At 73.3% G+C, this 19,831-nt stretch carries 19 protein-coding genes; all 19 read left to right on the forward strand.

Annotation, left to right across the window (positions count from 1 at the left end):
- Positions 1 to 75: 75 nt before the first annotated feature.
- The 19 genes from rho to ICW24_RS04120 all read left to right on the forward strand — a co-directional run bounded on the left by rho (position 76) and on the right by ICW24_RS04120 (position 19,807).
- Positions 76 to 2,079, forward strand: coding sequence for a transcription termination factor Rho (rho, locus tag ICW24_RS04030; protein WP_443588036.1), 2,004 nt, complete (start codon positions 76 to 78; stop codon positions 2,077 to 2,079).
- Between the two features lie 239 nt (positions 2,080 to 2,318).
- Positions 2,319 to 2,699, forward strand: coding sequence for a response regulator transcription factor (locus ICW24_RS04035; protein WP_226344430.1), 381 nt, complete (start codon positions 2,319 to 2,321; stop codon positions 2,697 to 2,699).
- A complete protein-coding gene (locus ICW24_RS04040) occupies positions 2,696 to 3,850 on the forward strand; it encodes a HEAT repeat domain-containing protein (protein ID WP_226344431.1) in 1,155 nt (384 codons plus the stop codon). The genes ICW24_RS04035 and ICW24_RS04040 overlap by 4 nt, the downstream gene beginning before the upstream one ends.
- On the forward strand, positions 3,847 to 5,322 hold the full coding sequence (locus tag ICW24_RS04045; RefSeq protein ID WP_226344432.1) for a glycosyltransferase family 2 protein: 1,476 nt from the start codon (positions 3,847 to 3,849) through the stop codon (positions 5,320 to 5,322). The genes ICW24_RS04040 and ICW24_RS04045 overlap by 4 nt, the downstream gene beginning before the upstream one ends.
- A gap of 110 nt (positions 5,323 to 5,432) precedes the next feature.
- Positions 5,433 to 7,646, forward strand: coding sequence for an ATP-binding protein (locus tag ICW24_RS04050; RefSeq protein ID WP_226344433.1), 2,214 nt, complete (start codon positions 5,433 to 5,435; stop codon positions 7,644 to 7,646).
- Between the two features lie 142 nt (positions 7,647 to 7,788).
- A complete protein-coding gene (rpmE, locus tag ICW24_RS04055) occupies positions 7,789 to 7,998 on the forward strand; it encodes a 50S ribosomal protein L31 (protein WP_226344434.1) in 210 nt (69 codons plus the stop codon).
- Positions 7,999 to 8,122: 124 nt separating this feature from the next.
- The gene (prfA, locus tag ICW24_RS04060) at positions 8,123 to 9,226 is read left to right on the forward strand and encodes a peptide chain release factor 1 (RefSeq protein WP_226344435.1); all 1,104 of its coding nucleotides are present in this window, start codon (positions 8,123 to 8,125) and stop codon (positions 9,224 to 9,226) included.
- 80 nt (positions 9,227 to 9,306) lie between these two features.
- The gene (gene prmC, locus ICW24_RS04065; RefSeq protein ID WP_226344436.1) at positions 9,307 to 10,275 is read left to right on the forward strand and encodes a peptide chain release factor N(5)-glutamine methyltransferase; all 969 of its coding nucleotides are present in this window, start codon (positions 9,307 to 9,309) and stop codon (positions 10,273 to 10,275) included.
- A 104-nt stretch (positions 10,276 to 10,379) separates the two neighbouring features.
- Entirely contained in the window at positions 10,380 to 11,219 is an 840-nt protein-coding gene (locus ICW24_RS04070; protein WP_226344437.1) for a hypothetical protein, read from the forward strand.
- A 79-nt stretch (positions 11,220 to 11,298) separates the two neighbouring features.
- Positions 11,299 to 12,300: an L-threonylcarbamoyladenylate synthase gene (locus ICW24_RS19615; protein WP_307781288.1), complete on the forward strand. Its 1,002-nt coding sequence runs from the start codon at positions 11,299 to 11,301 to the stop codon at positions 12,298 to 12,300.
- 6 nt (positions 12,301 to 12,306) lie between these two features.
- A complete protein-coding gene (locus ICW24_RS04080; RefSeq protein WP_226344438.1) occupies positions 12,307 to 13,452 on the forward strand; it encodes an MraY family glycosyltransferase in 1,146 nt (381 codons plus the stop codon).
- A 179-nt stretch (positions 13,453 to 13,631) separates the two neighbouring features.
- Positions 13,632 to 14,072, forward strand: coding sequence for a hypothetical protein (locus tag ICW24_RS04085; protein ID WP_226344439.1), 441 nt, complete (start codon positions 13,632 to 13,634; stop codon positions 14,070 to 14,072).
- Positions 14,069 to 14,302: an AtpZ/AtpI family protein gene (locus ICW24_RS04090; RefSeq protein ID WP_226344440.1), complete on the forward strand. Its 234-nt coding sequence runs from the start codon at positions 14,069 to 14,071 to the stop codon at positions 14,300 to 14,302. Before ICW24_RS04085 ends, ICW24_RS04090 begins: the two co-directional genes overlap by 4 nt.
- An 82-nt stretch (positions 14,303 to 14,384) precedes the next feature.
- A complete protein-coding gene (gene atpB, locus ICW24_RS04095; protein ID WP_226344441.1) occupies positions 14,385 to 15,215 on the forward strand; it encodes a F0F1 ATP synthase subunit A in 831 nt (276 codons plus the stop codon).
- A 119-nt stretch (positions 15,216 to 15,334) separates the two neighbouring features.
- Positions 15,335 to 15,541 (forward strand): ATP synthase F0 subunit C, encoded by a 207-nt coding sequence (locus ICW24_RS04100; protein ID WP_226344442.1) that lies wholly within the window; start codon positions 15,335 to 15,337, stop codon positions 15,539 to 15,541.
- Between the two features lie 40 nt (positions 15,542 to 15,581).
- The gene (locus ICW24_RS04105) at positions 15,582 to 16,220 is read left to right on the forward strand and encodes a F0F1 ATP synthase subunit B (RefSeq protein WP_226344443.1); all 639 of its coding nucleotides are present in this window, start codon (positions 15,582 to 15,584) and stop codon (positions 16,218 to 16,220) included.
- Positions 16,220 to 17,032 carry a F0F1 ATP synthase subunit delta gene (locus ICW24_RS04110; protein WP_226344444.1) on the forward strand — a complete coding sequence of 271 codons (813 nt, stop codon included), beginning with the start codon at positions 16,220 to 16,222 and terminating at the stop codon, positions 17,030 to 17,032. Before ICW24_RS04105 ends, ICW24_RS04110 begins: the two co-directional genes overlap by 1 nt.
- 123 nt (positions 17,033 to 17,155) lie before the next feature.
- Positions 17,156 to 18,793 carry a F0F1 ATP synthase subunit alpha gene (gene atpA / locus ICW24_RS04115; RefSeq protein WP_226344445.1) on the forward strand — a complete coding sequence of 546 codons (1,638 nt, stop codon included), beginning with the start codon at positions 17,156 to 17,158 and terminating at the stop codon, positions 18,791 to 18,793.
- 93 nt (positions 18,794 to 18,886) lie between these two features.
- On the forward strand, positions 18,887 to 19,807 hold the full coding sequence (locus ICW24_RS04120; protein ID WP_226344446.1) for a F0F1 ATP synthase subunit gamma: 921 nt from the start codon (positions 18,887 to 18,889) through the stop codon (positions 19,805 to 19,807).
- Positions 19,808 to 19,831 lie beyond the last annotated feature (24 nt).

A 19,831-nucleotide genomic window follows, 5' to 3' on the forward strand; every position in this document is an offset into this window, starting at 1 on the left:
GATGCGCGGCGGGCGGGCATCCGTGAAGCCAGGACCAGGATCACTCCGGTCCGCAAACGAGGGGAAGGATCCTTCGTGACCGACACCATCGACGTCGCCGACTCCGGCGCCACGCGGCGCCGCGGCCTGACCGCCATGCGGCTCGCCGAGCTCCAGGAGCTGGCCGGCGGCCTCGGCATCGACGGCACCGCCAAGATGCGCAAGGGCGACCTCATCACCGCGATCAAGGCCCGTCAGGGGTCCGGTTCGCCGGCCCCGGCCGCCTCGCGCGGCGTGTCCTCCGTCGCCCCGACCGTCGCCGCCGCCCCCGCCTCCACCGGCTCCGACGCCGGCGCCGCTCGCTCCGGCCGCGGTGGTCGCCGCGCCGGAGCCGCCGCCGGTGCGCCCTCCGCCGAGCCGGCCCAGGCTCAGGCCCCCGCCCAGGCCGAGGTCGCCCCGTCCCGGGGCGAGCAGGGCGAACAGCGCCCCGACCGCGGCGAACCCCGCGCCGACCGCAACGGCGGCGACCGGGGCGACACCCGGGGCGCCGACCACCGCGGTGACCGGGGGAGCGACAACCGGGCCGACCGCGGGAACGACAACCGCGGCGACCGGGGCGACAACCGCGGCAACGACAACCGCGCCGAGCGCAACGACAACCGCGCCGACCGGAGCAACGACAACCGCGGCAACGACAACCGCGCCGAGCGCAACGACAACCGGGGCGACCGCGGCAACGACAACCGCGGCACCCGGCACGACGACGACTCGCGCGACGGCAACGACCGCGGGGACCGCCGTGACCGGCAGCGCAACAACCGGGCCGGCAACGACGACGACGAGCGCGGGGGGCGCCGCCGCAACCGGCAGCGCAACCGCGACCGCAAGCGCCGGGGCAACCGCGGCGGCGAGGGCTACGAGAACGAGCAGACCGAGTCGATCACGCCCGACGACGTGCTCGTCCCGGTGGCCGGCATCCTCGACGTCCTCGACAACTACGCGTTCGTCCGCACGAGCGGCTACCTGCCCGGCAGCAACGACGTGTACGTGCCGCTCGGCATCGTCAAGAAGCACGGGCTGCGCAAGGGCGACGCCGTCACCGGGGCCGTCAAGGCCCTGCGCGACGGCGAGCAGCTCCCGCCGCGCCAGAAGTTCAACGCGCTCGTGCGCCTCGACACCATCAACGGGACCCCGGCCGACCAGAGCCGCCCGCGCGTCGAGTTCGGCAAGCTGACGCCGCTCTACCCGCAGCAGCGCCTGCGGCTCGAGACCGAGTCCAACATCCTGACCACCCGGATCATGGACCTCGTCAGCCCCATCGGCAAGGGCCAGCGCGGGCTCATCGTCGCCCCGGCGAAGGCCGGCAAGACGATGGTCATGCAGTCCCTCGCGAACGCGATCACGACGAACAACCCCGAGGTCCACCTCATGGTCGTGCTCGTCGACGAGCGCCCCGAGGAGGTCACCGACATGCAGCGCGCCGTCAAGGGCGAGGTCATCTCCTCGACCTTCGACCGGCCTGCGCTGGACCACACGACGGTGGCCGAGCTCGCGATCGAGCGGGCCAAGCGCCTCGTCGAGATGGGGCACGACGTCGTCGTCCTCCTCGACTCGATCACCAAGCTCGGCCGCGCCTACAACCTCGCGGCCCCCGCGAGCGGGCGCATCCTCTCCGGTGGTGTCGACTCGGCGGCGCTCTACCCCCCGAAGCGCTTCTTCGGCGCCGCGCGCAACATCGAGCACGGCGGCTCGCTGACGATCCTCGCGACGGCCCTCGTCGAGACGGGCTCGAAGATGGACGAGGTCATCTTCGAGGAGTTCAAGGGCACCGGGAACATGGAGCTCAAGCTCGACCGGCAGCTCGCGAACCGCCGCATCTTCCCGGCGGTCGACGTCAACAACTCCAGCACCCGCCGCGAGGAGATCCTCCTCTCGAGCGAGGAGCTGAAGATCATGTGGAAGCTGCGCCGGGTGCTCGCCGCGCTCGACTCGCAGCAGGGCATCGAGCTGCTCATCGACCGCCTGAAGAAGACGAAGAACAACGTCGAGTTCCTCATGCAGGTGCAGTCCAACTCGCCCCTCAAGGGCGACGACGACTGACCCGCGGCGTCGTCGTTCCACGGTCCCCGGACCGCAGGACGCGCCCGAACGGCCCACCCGGAGCATCGCCTCCCGGTGGGCCGTTCGTCGTCCGCGGCCCTCGTCGCCACGTCGCGTCCCCCCTGGCCGCGCCGGCGCGGCGGATCGGCCGACCCTCAGATGCACCCGACCTGCGCCGATGGGACCGGCGTAGACCGAGCCGGCATGAGCCGGCGGGCGATTGAGGCACAGGGACCCACATGAGCGCAGATCCGACCCGGGTGGTCGTCGCCGACGACGACCCGGACATCCGCGAGCTCGTCACGTTCAAGCTCGAGCAGGCGGGCTACGTCATCGACGCCGTCGAGGACGGCGCGGCGGCGTGGGAGACGATCGCGGCGGCCCCGCCGCGGTTGGCCGTGCTCGACGTGATGATGCCCGGGCTGTCGGGCCTCGACGTGCTGCGCAAGCTGCGCGAGGAGCCTGCCACGCGCGACGTCCCCGTCATCCTCCTCACGGCCCGCAGCCGCGACTCCGACGTCGACGGCGGGTTCGCGGCCGGCGCGACGGACTACGTCATCAAGCCGTTCAGCCCGCGCGAGCTCGTCCACCGCGTCTCCTCGGTGCTGCGCCGGCCGTGACCGCCCGGTCGCTGCTCACCGTCTCGCTCGTCGCCGTCGCGCTCGTGTGCGTCGGCCTCGTGGCCCTCACCGTGGTCGCCCGCGTCACCCGGCTGCGCCGGGCCCGGCGGCTGGAACGCCTCGCGGCGCCGCACCGCCGGCTCCTGCTCGAGGTCGCGGCGGGGGAGGACGACGACGGGAGCGCCGCCGCGGCCCTCGCCGCCCTGCCGCCGGCGGCCTGGCGCAGCCTGCGGCCCGTCGCCGTCGCGATGCTCGGCAAGGTCCGGGGTGCGCCGGCCACCGCGATCGTGGCGACGTTGGACGCCCACGGCGAGATCGACCGGGCGCGGGCGGCCCTGGGCTCCCGTTCCGCCCTGCGCCGGGCGAACGCCGCGCACCTGCTGGGCATCGTCCGCGACGAGGCCTCCGGCCCCCGCCTCGTCGCGCTGCTCGACGACCGCGACGAGGACGTGCGCGTCGTCTGCGCCCGGGCCCTCGGCCGGATCGGGGAGGCGTCCGCCGCCGACGCCCTCCTGCGCGCCGCGGGCCCCCGCGCGGGCCGGAAGCGGCGACGGTCCGCGGCGGTCGGGGACGCGGTGGACCACGGGGTCGGCCCGGCGGGCCGGCCCGCGGGCATCCCGGCCTGGATCGCGGCGGAGGCGCTGCTCGCCCTGCGCGAGGACGCCGCCGACACCGTCGCCCGCGGGGTGGGCGCGCCCGACCCCGGCGTGCGGGCCGTCGCCGTCACCGTGACCACCCACGCCGGGCACTCCGAGGCCGTGGAGCTCGTCCGCGACCACCTGCCGACCGAGCGCGACCCGGACGTCCTCGAGGCGATGGTCGAGTGCCTCGGCCGGGTCGGCGTCGAGGCCGACGCCCCGCTGCTCGTCGGTCTGACCCGGGCCGGCAGCGCGCCCGGCCTGCGGCGGCACACCGTCCGCGCGCTCGGCCGGCTCGGGGGCCCGACGGCGCTCGAGCGGCTCAGGGAGCTGCTCTCCGACCCCGACCGGGCCACGGCCGCCGTGGCAGCCGAGGCCCTGCTCGACTCGGGTCACGCGGGCGTCGCCGTCCTGCAGGCCGAGCGCCTGGCCCACCCGGCGACCGCGCGCGCGGTGTCCGCCGCCCTCCACCTCGCCGGACTGCGCGGCGTCGCGGCGGTGACCCGGTCGTGAGCGACGAGCTGACCCGGAGCCTGCGGGCCGCGTTCGACGTCGTCGACGGGCCGATCCTGGCCTACTTCGTGCTCATCAACTCCTCCTACCTCGTGCTCATCCTCTGCGCCGCGGCCGAGTTCGCCCGCCACCTGCGCCGCTCCGCGCACTCGTGGCGGCTCGACGCCGTGTCGTCCCGGCTCCTGCCCGGGGTCACCCTCGTCGTGCCCGCCTACAACGAGGCGGCCGGCATCGTCCCCTCGGTCTCGTCGATGCTCTCGCTGCGCCACCCGCGGCACGAGGTCGTCGTCGTCGACGACGGCAGCACCGACGACACGTTCGAGCGTCTCGCCGACGCGTTCTCGCTCGTGGGCGTCGACCGGGTCGTGCCGGCCGACATCCCCGTCGAGGGCGACGTGCTCGGGGTCTACGTGCCGCAGGACGGCGCGACCCGACTGACCGTCGTCCGCAAGCAGAACGGCGGGAAGACGCACGCCGTCAACACCGGCATCAACGTCGCCGCCGAGCCCCTCGTGGCCGTCGTGGACGCCGACTCGATCCTCGACCCCGACGCCCTCGTCTCGGTGAGCGCGCCCTTCGCCGAGGACCCGGTACGCACGGTAGCGACGGGCGGGGTCATCCGCGCCGCCAACGGGTGCCGCGTCGTCGACGGCCGCGTCGTCGAGATCGGGATGCCGCGCGACTGGCTCGCCCGCATCCAGGTCGTCGAATACCTGCGCTCGTTCCTGCTCGGCCGTTCCGGCTGGTCGCGCCTGCGCTGCCTCATCCTCATCAGCGGCGCCTTCGGGCTGTTCCGGCGCGACGTCCTCGTCGACATCGGCGGGCTGCGGGCCGGGAGCATCGGCGAGGACTTCGAGCTCGTCATGCGCCTGCACGAGCGGATGACGCGCGAGCGCCGCGACTACCGCATCGAGTTCGTCTCCGAGCCGATCGCGTGGACCGAGGTGCCCACGAGCCTGCGCGTCCTCGCCGCCCAGCGCCGCCGCTGGCACCGCGGGCTGTGGGAGGTCCTCTGGTCCTACCGCCGCCTCGTCGGGAACCCGCGGTACGGGCGCATCGGGCTCGTCGTCCTGCCGTGGTTCTGGGCCTTCGAGCTCGTCGCGCCGGTCGTCGAGCTCGCGGGCGTCGTCTTCGTGACCGTCGGCCTGGCGTTCCGGATCGTCGACCCCGGGTACGCGCTGCTCTTCCTCACCCTCGCGTACGGCTACGCGCTGCTCGTGAGCTGCGCCGCGCTCGCCATCGAGGAGCTCACCTTCCACAAGTACTCCCGCTGGCGCGATCTGGGGCTCACCCTGCTCGCCTCGGTCGCGGAGAACGTGGGGTACCGACAGCTCACCGCCTGGTGGCGGTGCCAGGGGTTGCTCGCCGGGATCCGGCGCAGCCGCCAGGAATGGGGGACCATGACCCGCACCGGGTTCGACGTGGAGGGTCGGGTCGACGAGCCCGCGCGCACGAGCGGGACGCCGGCATGAGGGCGGCGCCGCCCCCACCGGGCGCCGGCCGCGGATCGCTCGGCCGGTCCGGCCGACGCCGGGGCCGTGCGGGTTCCGGGGCCGCCCACGACCGCCGCCGCGTCCCGTCCGTGCGGCGGCGGCTGCTCACCCTGTCGGCCACGCTCGCGTCGCTGACGCTGCTCATCACGGGCGTGGGCCTCATCGGGCTCTTCGACATCCGCCGCGAGTCGGACCAGATCATCAGCGTCGTCGGTCCCGCGGCCGACGCGAACCGCACGATCCGCGACCTCATGCTCGAGGCGCAGAGCGCGGGCCGGGGCTACCTCGCGCTGCCGGCGAGCGAACGCGCGTCGGCCACGGGCCGGACGGTCCTCGAGCCCTACCGGCGAGACCACCTGCAGGTGGAGTCCCAGCTCCTCGAGCTGGAGCGTCACCTGGACGACCCCGGCTACGACGCGAGCGACGACGAGCGGGCCCGCCTCGATCGGCTGGCGGCGCGCCAACGCGCCGCGATCTCGGCGTGGTGGGAGATCTCGGGGCGCACCGTCGAGGCCGCCGGCCGGGGCGACGCGGACGTCGCCGCGAGCCTGGCGCGGGGCCGCGCCCGGTTCGACGAGTTCACCGCCCTCAACGACGAGATGACCACCCTCGTCGTCGCGAAGCGCGAGAGCCTGCGCCGGCACATGCGCGACGGCGCGATCAGCACGTCGTGGCGCGTCGTCGGCGCGACCCTCGTCGCGATGGCGCTCGCGCTGCTCGTCGCCCGGCGCACGTCGAACGAGTTGACCGAGCCCATCGTGGCGCTGCGCGACACGATGCGCCGGCAGCGGGCGGGCAACCGCGACGCCCGGGCCGACACCGGTGTCGGCGCCTCCGAGGTGCGCCAGCTCGCCGTCGACGTCAACGCCCTCACCGCCGAGTACCACCGGCTCCTCGACGAGCAGACGTTCGCGGTCAACGCGCAACGGGTCGAGACGGTGACGACGCGGCGCATCCACCGGGCGACGGACCTGCGGGAGGCCGTCGCCGAGACGGTCCGCAGCATCGCCGAGGGCCTGCGGCTCGGGCGCGTCGCGTGCGGGACGGTGGACGCCGACGGGGGGATCGATCACGTGACGCTCGGCGTCGTCAAGAGTGACGGCACCGCCACCCTCAGCGAGTTCGTCGTGCCGGAGCGGTCCCGCCGCCCCCTCGGGCGGGTGGTGGCCTCGTTGTGGGCGCAGCGCAAGACCGTCGTGCTCCAGCCGGGCTCGGACACGGACGCGTCGACCCTCGCCTACGACCTGCTCGGCGCGACCGGTACGGCGGGGCTCGTCATCGCCCCCATCGGCCTCGGCGAACGCGTCATCGGTGTCGTCGTCGCCTCGTACCACGACCGGCAGCGCCGGTGGCGGGACGTGACCATCACCTCCCTGCAGCACATCGCCGGTGAGATCGCCACGCGCGTGGTCTCGGCGGAGGCCGATCAGGCGAGGGCCGAGCACGTGCTCCGGCTCGAGGACCTCGACCGGCAGAAGAACGACTTCATGTCGACGGTGAGCCACGAGCTGCGCACACCCCTCACCTCCATCTCGGGGTACCTCGAGATGATCGAGGACGGCGACGCCGGCGAGCTGACGCCCGAGCAGCGGCGGATGCTCGACGTCGTCGACCGCAACGCGCTGCGCCTGCGGGCCCTCATCGAGGACCTCCTCGTCCTCAACCGGATGGAGTCGGCCGTCCCGCTGACCGGCGGCGAGATCGTCGACGTCACGCGGCTGCTCGCCGACACCGTCGAGGAGCTGCGCCCGGCGGCGCTCAAGGGGGACGTCGACCTGCGGGTGCTGCTCCCCGTCGGTGAGGGTCCTCTCGATGCTCCTGTGGAGGGTGCTCCGGAGGGGGCGACCGATGCCGGGGCACCCCTGACCGCGCGCGGCGACCGGTCCCAGCTCGGGCGGGCGTTGACGAACGTCATCGCCAACGCCGTGAAGTTCACCCCCCGCGGCGGGTCGGTGACGGTCACCGCGGTGCGGACGTCCGGTGCGCTCTCGGAGGGCCCGCAGGCTCCGGGTGGCGGGGGCGCCGTCGGCGACGTCGTCGAGGTCCTGTGCACCGACACGGGCATCGGGATCCCGGCGGCCGACCAGGCACGGCTCTTCACGCGCTTCTTCCGGGCGACGAACGCCACCCAGGCGCAGGTCCCCGGCACCGGTCTCGGGCTCGTCGTCGTCAAGGGCATCGTCGAACGCCACCGCGGCCGGCTCGACGTCACCTCCGTCGAGGGGGAGGGGACGAGCGTGCGCATCACGCTGCCCGCCCACACCCCTGCCGCGGTCTCCTCGGTGCGCTCGGGCGGGCAGTGACGACCGGGGCAGTGACGACCGGGGCCGGGGAACAACGCGTTTCTCGACGGTGTTCTGCTCTGGCACAATGAGAGGTCGGCCCCGGTTCACGTGCGTCACACGCGACGCGCGACCCGGCAGCCCCGAGACCAAGGAGAGCCCCGTGCAGAAGAACATCCACCCGGAGTACGTGACGACCACGGTCACGTGCACCTGCGGCAACACCTTCGAGACCCGCAGCACCGCCACGTCCGGCGCGATCAACGCCGACGTCTGCTCGCAGTGCCACCCGTTCTACACGGGCAAGCAGAAGATCCTCGACACGGGTGGTCGTGTCGCGCGCTTCCAGCAGCGCTACGGCAAGAAGGCCTAGCAGGCTCCTGACGCCGGCCCGTCCCTCCTTCGCGGAGGTCGACGGGCCGGCGTCGTCGTTTCGCCTTTGCCCCGGCTCATTGCCGAGCCCCACCACGGTGCCCCTCCCGTCCGAAAGGCCTCGCATGCTCGAGTCCGCCCGCCCCCTCGTCGACGAGCACGCCGCGCTCGAGGCGCGCCTGGCCGACCCCGAGGTCCTGGCCGACCCCACCGCGGTCCGCCGCATCAACAAGCGGTACGCGTCCCTCGGGCCGGTCGTCGCGGCCTACCGGGAGGCGAGCACCCTCGCCGACGACCTCGGGGCCGCGCGCGAACTCGCGACCGAGGACGCGTCGTTCGCCGCCGAGGTCCCCGGGCTGGAGGCCCGGCTCGACGAGGTGACGCAGCGCCTGCGGCGACTGCTGCTGCCGCGCGATCCCGACGACGACCGCGACGTCATCCTCGAGGTCAAGGCGGGGGAGGGCGGCGAGGAATCGGCTCTGTTCGCCGGCGACCTCGTGCGCATGTACCTGCGCCACGCCGAACGGCGCGGCTGGTCGACCCAGGTGATCGACGCGACCGAATCCGACCTCGGCGGGTACAAGGACGTGCGGATCGCCGTCAAGGCCAAGGGCGCGCCCGAGCCCGGCGGAGCGCCCTGGGCGCGGCTGAAGTACGAGGGCGGGGTCCACCGGGTCCAGCGCGTCCCCGTCACCGAGAGCCAGGGCCGGATCCACACCTCGGCCGCCGGCGTGCTCGTCCTGCCCGAGGTCGAGGAGGAGGACGAGGTCGAGATCGGGCCGAACGACCTGCGCATCGACGTGTACCGCTCGTCGGGACCCGGCGGCCAGAGCGTCAACACGACCGACTCGGCGGTGCGGATCACCCACCTGCCCACCGGGATCGTCGTCTCGTGCCAGAACGAGAAGAGCCAGCTCCAGAACAAGGAGTCGGCGCTGCGGGTCCTGCGGGCCCGCCTGCTCCAGGCGGCGCGGGACGCGGCGGATGCCGAGGCGAGCGAGGCCCGCAAGAGCCAGGTCCGCACCGTCGACCGCAGCGAGCGCATCCGCACGTACAACTTCCCCGAGAACCGCATCGCCGACCACCGCACCGGGTTCAAGGCGTACAACCTCGACGCGGTCCTCGACGGCGACCTCGACCCCGTCGTGCAGTCGGCGGTCGAGGCCGACGAGGCGGCGCGGATGGCGGCGCTGGGCGAGGCGGGCGGCTCCGGCTCGGGCCGCGCGTGACGCCCGCCGTGCCCGGGGCGCCCGACCTGCCGCCCCCGTCGTCGCCCTCGTCGCCCCCGTCGGCCGGGCGGGACCCGAGCGTGGCGCAGGCGGTACACGCGGTCGGCGCCCGCCTGGCCGCGGCGGGGATCGCGTCGTCCCGCGCCGACGCCGTGGCACTGCTGGCGCACGTCCTGTCCGTCGAGCCCGGTGAGGTCGAACGCCAGGTCGTCCTGCGCTCCGGGACGCTGCCGCCGCAGGCGCGGCACCGGCTCGTGGCCCTTGTCGACGAGCGGGCGCGGCGCGTGCCGTTGCAGCACCTCACCGGCCGGGCCCACTTCCGGCATCTGACCCTGCGGGTCGGTCCCGGGGTGTTCGTGCCCCGCCCCGAGACCGAGGTGCTCGTCGACCTCGCGCTGTCGTACCTGCGCCGGCGCGAGGCGGTCGTCGGGGCCGAGCCGGTGGCCGGATCGCGGGCGGAGCGCGACGCCGCGAGCTCGACACCGCCGGTCGTCGTCGACCTGTGCACCGGCTCGGGGGCGATCGCGTTCGCCCTCGCCAGCGAGTGGCCGTCGGCGCGCGTCCACGCCGCCGAGCTCGACCCGGCCGCGGCGGCGTGGGCGGAGCGCAACGGCCGCGAACTCGGCCTCGACGTCAACCTGAGGTCGATGGACGCGGCCGAGGCGTTCCCGCAGCTCGCGGGGCGCGTAGACCTCGTCACGTGCAACCCCCCGTACATCCCGGCCGACGCCGTGCCCCTCGACCCGGAGGTGGCCGACCACGACCCGGAGCTCGCCCTCTACGGCGGTCCCGGCGACGGTCTCGGGGTCCCGCGCGTCATGGCGCTCGCCGCCGCGCGCCTCCTGCGCCCCGGGGGCCTGCTGCTCATGGAGCACGCCGACAGCCAGGGCGAGTCGATCCTCGCGATGTTCGACGGGATCACGGCGGCCGAGGTGGCGGGGGAGGACGACCGCCCTGCCTCGGGCGGCGGCCGGCCGGCCTTCGTCGAGGTCCTCGACCACCCCGACCTCACCGGCCGCCCGCGTGTGGCCGCCGCCCTCCGGGGGTAGAACTCTCGCGAAGACCGACCAGCGGGCGGGACCGCGCTCCGACCGCGACCGGCCGACGAGCGCCGCACCGCAGCCACCGCACGACGAACCACCAAGGAGACGTCATGGGCTTCCTCGATCGCGTCATCGCCAACCTCACCGGCCGCTCGATCCGAGGCGAACACCCCGACTCCCGCCGCGGCTCGGGCCCCCACGGGTCGTGGCAGGGCCGGTCGTCCGGGGGGCAGCCGCCGTACGGTCAGCAGGGCTACGAGCAGCAGTACGGGCAGCCGCAGCACGGGCAACCGCAGTACGGGCAGCAGGGTTACGGCCAGGCCACCTTCGGCGGGCCGGGCCAGGGCTCGTGGGGGACGTCGGGACCGCAGGACCGGGTGGCCGGCCAGGGCGGATACGGCGCGCCGGGCGCGTCGGGCCGCAACCGGGACGAGGAGGCGATCGCCCGCTACCGCTACCTCCTCGAGACGGCCCCGCCGGAGCGCATCGAACAGGCCCACGAGGAGGCGTTTGCGCAGCTCACGCCCGAGCAGCGGCGTCAGGTGCTCCAGCAGCTCACCGAGGCGAGCGGCGAACCCGTGCGCGGCGACGACCCGCGGACGCTCGCCCGCGCCGCGACGCGCCTCGAGATGCGGCGCCCCGGCTCGCTCTTCTCGACGTTCGGTGGGCGCGGCATGGGCATGGGCGGCGCCGGCATCGGCCTGGGTGGGATGCTCCTCACCTCGGTGGCCGGGGCCTTCGTCGGCTCGGCCATCGCGAACGAGATGTTCGACAACGACGGCTTCATGGACTGGGACACCGACGGCGACGCCGGCGAGCAGGTCGCCGACGGCGGCGACGGTGGTGGCGACGGCGGAGGCGACTTCGACGGCGGAGGTGACTTCGGCGGGGACTTCGGCGGCGGCGACTTCGGCGGAGACTTCGGGGGCGGTGACTTCGGCGGGTTCTGACCCGTCGCCCCGGGTGGCGCCGGGCCCGTCGTCGGCGCGGGCCGGCGGGCCGGGAGGGCCCGGCTCCTACGATGGGCCCATGAGTACGGTCATCGACGCCACCGGCGCGGAGGAACGGTCCGACGACGGGCCGCAGCAGGACCGGCCCGAGCCCGATCTCGCCCTCGTCGTCGAGGCCGTCCGCCGGGGCGCGCTCGTCGTCCTGCCCACCGACACCGTCTACGGCATCGGGGCCGACGCCTTCGACGCGGAGGCGGTCGGCGAGCTCCTGGCGGCCAAGGGCCGCGGCCGCGACATGCCCCCGCCCGTGCTCGTCCCGAACAAGCGCACCGTCGACGGCCTCGCCACCGAGGTGCCGGCCTACGCCCGGCGCCTCATCGACCGGTACTGGCCGGGGCCCGTCACGCTCGTGCTCAAGGCCCAGGCGTCGCTGCGCTGGGACCTCGGCGACACGAACGGCACCGTCGCGGTGCGCATGCCCGACCACGAGGTCGCGCTCGAGGTGCTCGCCGACACCGGGCCGCTCGCGGTCTCCAGCGCCAACCGGCACGGGCAGCCGGCGGCCACCACGGCGGCCCAGGCGCGCGAGCAGCTCGGCGACGCCGTCGAGGTGTACGTCGAGGCGGGCCCGGCGCCCGGCGGCGTCGCCTCGACCATCGTCGACTGCACGAAGGACGCCCCCGCCATCCTGCGCGAGGGGGCGGTCCCCGCCGCGGAGGTCTTCGCCATCGCCGGCGTCGGGGACCCGACCGACGCCGACGCCCCCGCCGCTGACGTCGCCGACGCCGACGCCGACGCGCCCGAGGCCGACACCCCTGCCGATACCGACCCCGCCACCGACACCGACGTCGCCGGCCCGGCCCGGGCGGCGGCCCCCGGCGACGGCGACGCGGGAGCCACCGCCGTCGACCGCCCGGAGCCGGCGGGTCCCAGCGACGACGAGGTCCTCGTCGAGGCGTTCGCGCCGGAGGGTGACCGGGCCGACGTTCCGGCCGACGACGCCGGCGACGCCGACCACGCCGACGATTCCGACGACGTGGGGGCCCCTCGCCGCTCGACCGAGCCCGGCCCCCGGGGCTGAGGGCAGGTGCGCGAGTACTTCCTCGTCTGCGTCGTCGCGGCGGCCATCACGTTCGCGACGACCCCGATGGTGCGCGCGCTCGCCATCCGCGTGGGCGCCGTCACGGCGGTGCGGGCCCGTGACGTGCACACCCACCCCATCCCGCGGCTCGGGGGAGTGGCGATGTTCCTCGGCTTCGTCGGGGCCACCGTCGTCGCCGGCCGGCTGCCGCACCTGTCGCAGATCTTCGAGAGCCCCGAGATGCGGGGGGTCCTCATCGGGGCCGCCATCGTCACCGCCGTGGGGGCCCTCGACGACGTGACGGAGCTCGACTGGCTCACCAAGCTCGCCGGTCAGACGATCGCGGCGGGCGCCATGGCGTTCTTCGGCGTCCAGCTCTTGTCGTTGCCGCTGTTCGGGGTGACGGTGCTGCCGGGGCCAGTGCTCATCGGGCTGACCGTCGTCATCGTGCTCGTGTCGACGAACGCCGTGAACTTCATCGACGGTCTCGACGGGCTCGCCGCGGGGATCGTCGCCATCGCCTCGCTCGCGTTCTTCCTCTACGCCTACCAGCTCAGCTACACCTTCGACCCGCCCAACGTCATGTCGACGGCCACGTTCATCACCGCCGCCACGCTCGGCGCCTGCCTCGGGTTCCTCCCGCACAACTTCAATCCGGCCCGGCTGTTCATGGGCGACTCGGGCTCCCTCCTGCTGGGGCTGCTGCTCGCGGCGACGACCATCTCGATGGTCGGCAACATCGATCCGAGCGCCCAGGTGAACGCGAACGCCCAGGTGGCCCTGTACCTGCCGATCGCCCTGCCGCTCGCAGTGATGTCGATCCCGTTGCTCGACATGACCCTCGCCGTCGTCCGACGCACCCGCCGCGGGCAGCGGCCGTGGACCCCCGACGCCCAGCACCTGCAGCACCGGATGCTGCACATCGGCCACACCCACCGCCGGGCCGTGCTGCTCCTGTACCTGTGGGCCGGGATCGTCGCCTTCGGCGTCGTCTCGTTCGCCTTCGTCGACGGCTTCTGGCCCGTCGCGGCCATCGCGGTCGCCGTCCTCGTCGCGCTCCTGCTCACTGCCAAGCTGCCCGACTGGCTCGACCGCCGGGCCTCCCGCGCGCGGGCTGCGGGCGCGGCGCCGGCGGGCGAACGCCGCCGCTGAGCGGCTCCGACCGCGGACGGACGGCTCGCGACGCTTGTGATAGCGTTCACAAGCAAGATGCAGGGCGGACGTCCCGGTCGCGTGCTCGTGCGAATCACCCGTTGGCGTGATCGGCCGAAACGGAGCACGATGCGACCCGTAGGAACCGCCCGTCCCGACCCCGCCCAGGAAGGCGCAACATGCCGCGTGCACCCCATCGCGCCGGCCGACGTCGCGCGCCGATCGGGCGGATGATCCGCGGTGGCTCCGTCGCCGCCGGTGCCGCCACGGGGATCGCCGCCGCCGTGCTGTGGCCGCTGCGCGGGGCCGTCGCCGCCGCCTCGGCCCTCGGCGCGGGCGCCGTCGTCACCCTCGCCTTCGCGATCGGGGTCGGCGCCCTCGCGCTCGTCGTGGCCGGCCCCGGCGCCGTGGCCAGGATGAGCCTGCTCGGTGCCTTCGTGGTCTACGCGGGGCAGCTCATCGCCCTCACCGCGCTCGCCCTCGCGCTGCGGGACGTCGAGGTCATCGACCGCGTCGGCGTCGCCGTCGGCGGCATCGCGGCCTGCCTCGCCTGGCAGGTGGGGCAGATCCGCGGCTTCACCACCTCCCGGGCCCTCGTCTTCGGCGGGGCGGTCCGATGAGCGCCCACACCCCGCGCGAGGGTGACGGCACCCTACGCCGCAGCTACTCCCGGGGCGAGTCCATCGGCGGCACGGTCAGCGCCTACCTCATCGCCGGCCCCGTCGCGTACGGTGCGCTGGGATGGGGGCTCGACCGGTGGCTGGACACCGTGTTCCTCACCCCGCTGGGCCTGCTCCTGGGGATGGCGCTGGCGCTGTACGTCGTCTGGCTCCGGTACGGTAAATCATGAGCGGTCGACCAAGTTCCACTCAGGTCGTCGCGCCCACCCCCTTCCCGCAACCCCGACCGCTGCCGAGCTTCAAGGAGAATCCGTGAGTCTGAACGCCTGGGGCGCCTCCCTCGGTGCCGTGGTGGCCGCCGAGGGCGACAGTCACTTCCCCCCGAAGGTCGCGGACTTCTGGCAGCCGCTGGTCACGTTCGGTCACGTGGGCAACACGACGATCGCCCTGACCCGCCCCATGGTCGTGCTCACGCTGGTGGCCCTCGTGCTCTCGGTGTGGCTCGTCACGACGACGCGTCGCGCGGCCGCGGTGCCGAGCAAGGGGCAGTGGTTCACCGAGCAGGTGTACGACTTCGTGCGCAACAACGTGGCGCGCGACATGATCGGCACCAAGGACTTCATGCGGTTCGTCCCGCTGCTGTTCGCGCTGTTCACGTTCATCCTGCTCAGCAACCTCAGCGGCGTCATCCCCGGCATCCAGATGCCGCCCATGGCCCGCATCGGCTTCCCGATCGCCCTGACGCTCATCGTGTACGTCGTCTACCACTGGATCGGCATCAAGAAGCACGGCGGGTTCGGCCGCTACCTCAAGTGGATGATCCCCCCGGGCATCCCGGGCTGGCTCATGCCGCTCATCGTGCCGCTCGAGCTGTTGACGTACTTCATCACGCGCCCGCTCACGCTGGCCCTGCGACTCTTCGGCAACATGTTCGCGGGTCACATGCTCCTCGTCGTCTTCATCATGGGTGGCTGGCTGCTGCTGACGTCCGGCAGTATCGGTCTGGCCCTGGTCACCATCCCGGCGTGGATCCTCGGTTTCGTCATGACGGCCTTCGAGATCCTGGTCCAGGTGCTGCAGGCCTTCGTCTTCACCCTCCTCGCCGCGAGCTACTTCGGCGGCGCCCTCGCCGACGAGCACTGAGCCCGCTCGGCCCCACAGTTTCCGCGCCCCGCGCGCGGTTGCCACAACCGAATAGAACCCCTCAGAGCTGGGCGGCACTCGGCCGCCGGCAGATCCACGAGAACGAAAGAGGCAACATCGTGACTGGTGACGTCACCCTCATCGGCTACGGCCTGGCCGCGATCGGCCCGGCCATCGCCGTCGGCCTGATCTTCGCCGCCTACATCAACGGCGTCGCGCGTCAGCCCGAGGCCGGCCGCCTCCTGCAGCCGATCGCCATCCTCGGCTTCGCCCTCGCCGAGGCGCTCGCGATCTTCGCGCTGGTGCTCTTCTTCATCCGACTCTGATCCACCCGGCCCGACCGGGCCGACGCGCAAGGAGACCACAGTGCAGCTATCTGGCTTGACCACGGCCGCCGGCCTGGCCGCCGCGGCCGGTGCGGAGGATCCGGAGGCAGCCGCCATCCCGATCCTGCCGAACCCCGTGGAGCTCGTCTTCGGTCTGGTCGTCTTCCTCATCTTCCTGGCGGTCATCGCGAAGTACGTGGTGCCCAACCTCGAAAAGGCCTACGCCGAGCGCAAGGCCGCCATCGAGGGAGGCATGAGCCAGGCCGAGGAGGCGCAGCGCGAGGCCGAGGCGACCAAGCGTCGCTACGAGCAGCAGCTCGCCGACGCCCGGGACGAGGCAGCGCGCATCCGCGAGGAGGCGCGCGAGCAGGGCGCCTCGATCATCGCCGAGATGCGGGGACAGGCCCAGGCCGAGGCGGCCCGCATCACCGAGGGCGCGCAGAAGCAGATCCGCGCCGAGCACGCGCAGGCGCTGACCTCGCTGCGTTCCGAGGTGGGGCGCCTGTCGACCGACCTCGCGAGCCGCATCGTCGGCGAGTCCCTGCACAACGAGACGCGTCGGTCCGGCATCGTCGACCGCTTCCTCGAGGAGCTCGAGGCGGGCCGTGTCCGTCCGGAGGCCGTCGGCCACGGGACGCCCACCCCGGCGGCGCACGTCGGCGCGGAGGGACAGCACTGATGCAGGGCGTGTCGCGCAGCGCGCAGGCGCAGGTGCGCGAGGCCACGCAGCGCGTCCTCGACGCCGGCGTCGACTGGGCCGCGCTCTCGGACGACCTGTTCTCCGTGGTCGCGGTCCTCGACGGCAGCGCGGCCCTGCGCCGTGCCGTCGGCGACCCGTCGCGCGAGGGGAGTGCCAAGAGCGAGCTGGTCGGCCGGGTGTTCGGCGGCCGCGTCTCCGACGCGACCGTCGACGTCGTCAAGGCGGCCGCAGCTCAGCGCTGGTCCTCCGAGAGCGACCTCGTCACGGCGCTCGAGACCGCCGCGGTGGACGTGCAGTTCGCCATGGCGGAGGCGGCCGGCCGCGGGGACGACGTCGAGGAGCAGCTGTTCCGCTTCGAGCGCGCCGTCGCCGGCGCGGGCGACCTGCGGGACGGCCTCAACGACACCCGTCTTCCGCGGGAGCGCAAGGAGTCGGTCGTCGATGCCCTCACGCAGGGTCGGGTCCACCCCGAGACGCGCCGGCTGCTCCTGCAGGCGGTCCGTCACCCCCGCGGGCGACGGTTCGACTCGACGATCGAGCACTACCTCGCCGTCGGTGAGCAGAGGCGGGACCGGCTCGCCGCGCTCGTCTCGGTGGCCCAGCCCCTGACGGGCGAGCAGCAACACCGGCTCGTCGCCGCCCTCGAGCGGCTGTACGAGCGCAAGGTGGACCTGCGGATCGTCATCGTGCCCGAGGTCATCGGCGGCATCCGCATCCAGGTCGGCGACGAGGTCGTCGACGGCACCGTCGTGCGTCGCCTCGAACAGGCCCGTCGGGCCATGGACGCCTGACGCGACACAACTTCATCCCGTGGTGATGTCGGTGACATCCCACACGCACATCACCACGCAGAGCAGCACACCGATGGCCATCGACCACGTGTCGGGGCCGGACGACGAGGAGACGAGACAACGATGACGGAGCTTTCGATCCGTCCGGAGGAGATCCGGGACGCACTGGACCAGTTCGTCCAGTCCTATGAGCCCGGCGCGGCCTCCCGCGAAGAGGTCGGCCGGGTGTCCGACGCCGGTGACGGCATCGCCCACGTCGAGGGGCTTCCCTCGGTCATGACCAACGAGCTGCTCGAGTTCGCGGACGGCACGCTCGGCCTCGCGCTCAACCTCGACGTCCACGAGATCGGTGTCGTCATCCTCGGTGACTTCTCCGGCATCGAGGAGGGGCAGAGCGTCAAGCGGACCGGTGAGGTCCTCTCCGTGCCCGTGGGCGACGCCTACATGGGCCGCGTCGTCAACCCGCTCGGCCAGCCGATCGACGGCCTCGGCGAGATCGACGCCTCCGCCCGCCGCGAGCTCGAGCTCCAGGCGCCGAACGTCATGAAGCGCAAGTCGGTCCACGAGCCGCTGCAGACGGGCATCAAGGCGATCGACGCGATGATCCCCGTGGGTCGCGGTCAGCGCCAGCTCATCATCGGCGACCGCCAGACCGGCAAGACCACGGTCGCGGTCGACACGATCATCAACCAGCGCCAGAACTGGGAGTCGGGCGACCCCGACAAGCAGGTCCGCTGCATCTACGTCGCCATCGGGCAGAAGGGCTCGACGATCGCGTCCGTGCGCGGCACGCTCGAAGAGGCCGGCGCGATGGAGTACACGACGATCGTCGCCGCCCCGGCCTCCGACGCCGCCGGCTTCAAGTACCTCGCCCCCTACACCGGCTCGGCCATCGGCCAGCACTGGATGTACGAGGGCAAGCACGTCCTCATCGTCTTCGACGACCTGAGCAAGCAGGCCGAGGCCTACCGCGCCGTGTCGCTGCTGCTGCGCCGCCCGCCGGGCCGCGAGGCCTACCCGGGCGACGTCTTCTACCTGCACAGCCGGCTCCTCGAGCGCTGCGCGAAGCTCTCCGACGACATGGGGGCCGGTTCGATGACGGGTCTACCCATCATCGAGACGAAGGCCGGTGACGTCTCGGCGTACATCCCGACGAACGTCATCTCGATCACCGACGGCCAGATCTACCTGCAGGCCGACCTCTTCAACGCCAACGTGCGCCCCGCGATCGACGTGGGTGTCTCGGTGTCCCGGGTCGGTGGCTCCGCGCAGATCAAGGCCATGAAGTCGGTGTCGGGTCGCCTCAAGCTCGACCTCGCGCAGTTCCGCGCGATGGAGGCGTTCGCGATGTTCGCCTCCGACCTCGACCCCGCCTCCCGCGCGCAGCTCGCCCGCGGCGCCCGGCTCGTCGAGCTGCTCAAGCAGCCGCAGGCGTCGCCGTACCCGGTCGAGGAGGAGGTCGCCTCGGTCTGGTCCGGGACGACCGGTCACCTCGACGACGTCGCGGTCTCGGACGTGCGCCGCTTCGAGCGCGAGTTCCTCGACTACCTCCGTCGCACCGACGACGGCGGCATCCTCGCGGCCATCCGCGAGACGAAGAAGCTCGACGACGACACCGAGAAGGCGCTCGAGCACGCGATCGGCGACTTCACGTCGCAGTTCAAGGCCGGCGAGGCCGACGACCTGGTCCCGCAGGACGAGCCGACCGAGGCGCTCGGTGACGAGGACGTCGACCAGGAGAAGATCACCCGACGCCGCTGACGCCGTCGGCGTCGGGGGCCGAGAGGCTCCCGGCGCCGCGCGTCCGGGCGGGTGATCCCGATCGAGAACCACAGGTAGGAGAGGCGGAACACTATGGGAGCGCAGATCCGGGAGTACCGGCAGCGCATCCGCTCCGTGAAGTCGATCAAGAAGATCACGCGGGCCATGGAACTCATGGCGGCCTCGCGCGTGGTCAAGGCCCGGCAGCGGGTCGACGACACGACGCCGTACGCGGACGCCATCACGCAGGCCCTCGCCACGGTCGCCGGCCACTCGGACGTGGTCCACCCGCTGACGACCGAGGCCGAGAACCCGACGCGCGCGGCCGTCCTCATCGTCGCGAGCGACCGCGGGCTCGCCGGGGCGTACTCCTCGGCGGTCCTCAAGGCGAGCGAGCAGCTCGTCACGCGGCTGACGGAGGAGGGCAAGGAGGTCGTCCCCTTCCTGTACGGCCGCAAGGCGGTCGGCTACTACTCGTTCCGCCGCCGGGAGTTCGCCGAGTCGTGGGAGGGCAACACGGACGCGCCGCAGGTCGAGCGCGCCCGCGAGATCGCCGAGCGTCTCGTCGAGGAGTTCCTCGCCGAGGAGGGGGGCGTCGACGAGGTGCACGTCGTATACACGAAGTTCGTCTCCATGGTCTCCCAGGAGCCCCGCTCCCTGCGGCTGCTGCCGATCCAGGTCGTCGACGACGCGACCGGGTCCGACACCGACACGGCGCGGTCGGGGCGCGACGAGGGCGGGCAGATGCCGCTCTACGACTTCGAGCCCAGCGCCGAGGAGGTCCTCGACGCGGTCCTCCCGCAGTACGTCCGGCACCGGATCTTCAACTGCCTGCTGCAGGCGGCGGCCTCCGAGCTCGCGGCGCGCCAGCGCGCGATGAAGTCGGCCACGGACAACGCCGAGGACCTCATCACCACGTACACGCGGCTGGCCAACCAGGCCCGCCAGGCGGAAATCACGCAAGAGATCAGTGAGATCGTGGGCGGCGCCAACGCCCTCGCGGACGCCAAGTAACCCACCCACATCCGAGGAGCACCG

Origin of the sequence: Agilicoccus flavus (genome assembly GCF_014857905.1) — a bacterium.
Taxonomy (GTDB): domain Bacteria; phylum Actinomycetota; class Actinomycetes; order Actinomycetales; family Dermatophilaceae; genus Agilicoccus; species Agilicoccus flavus.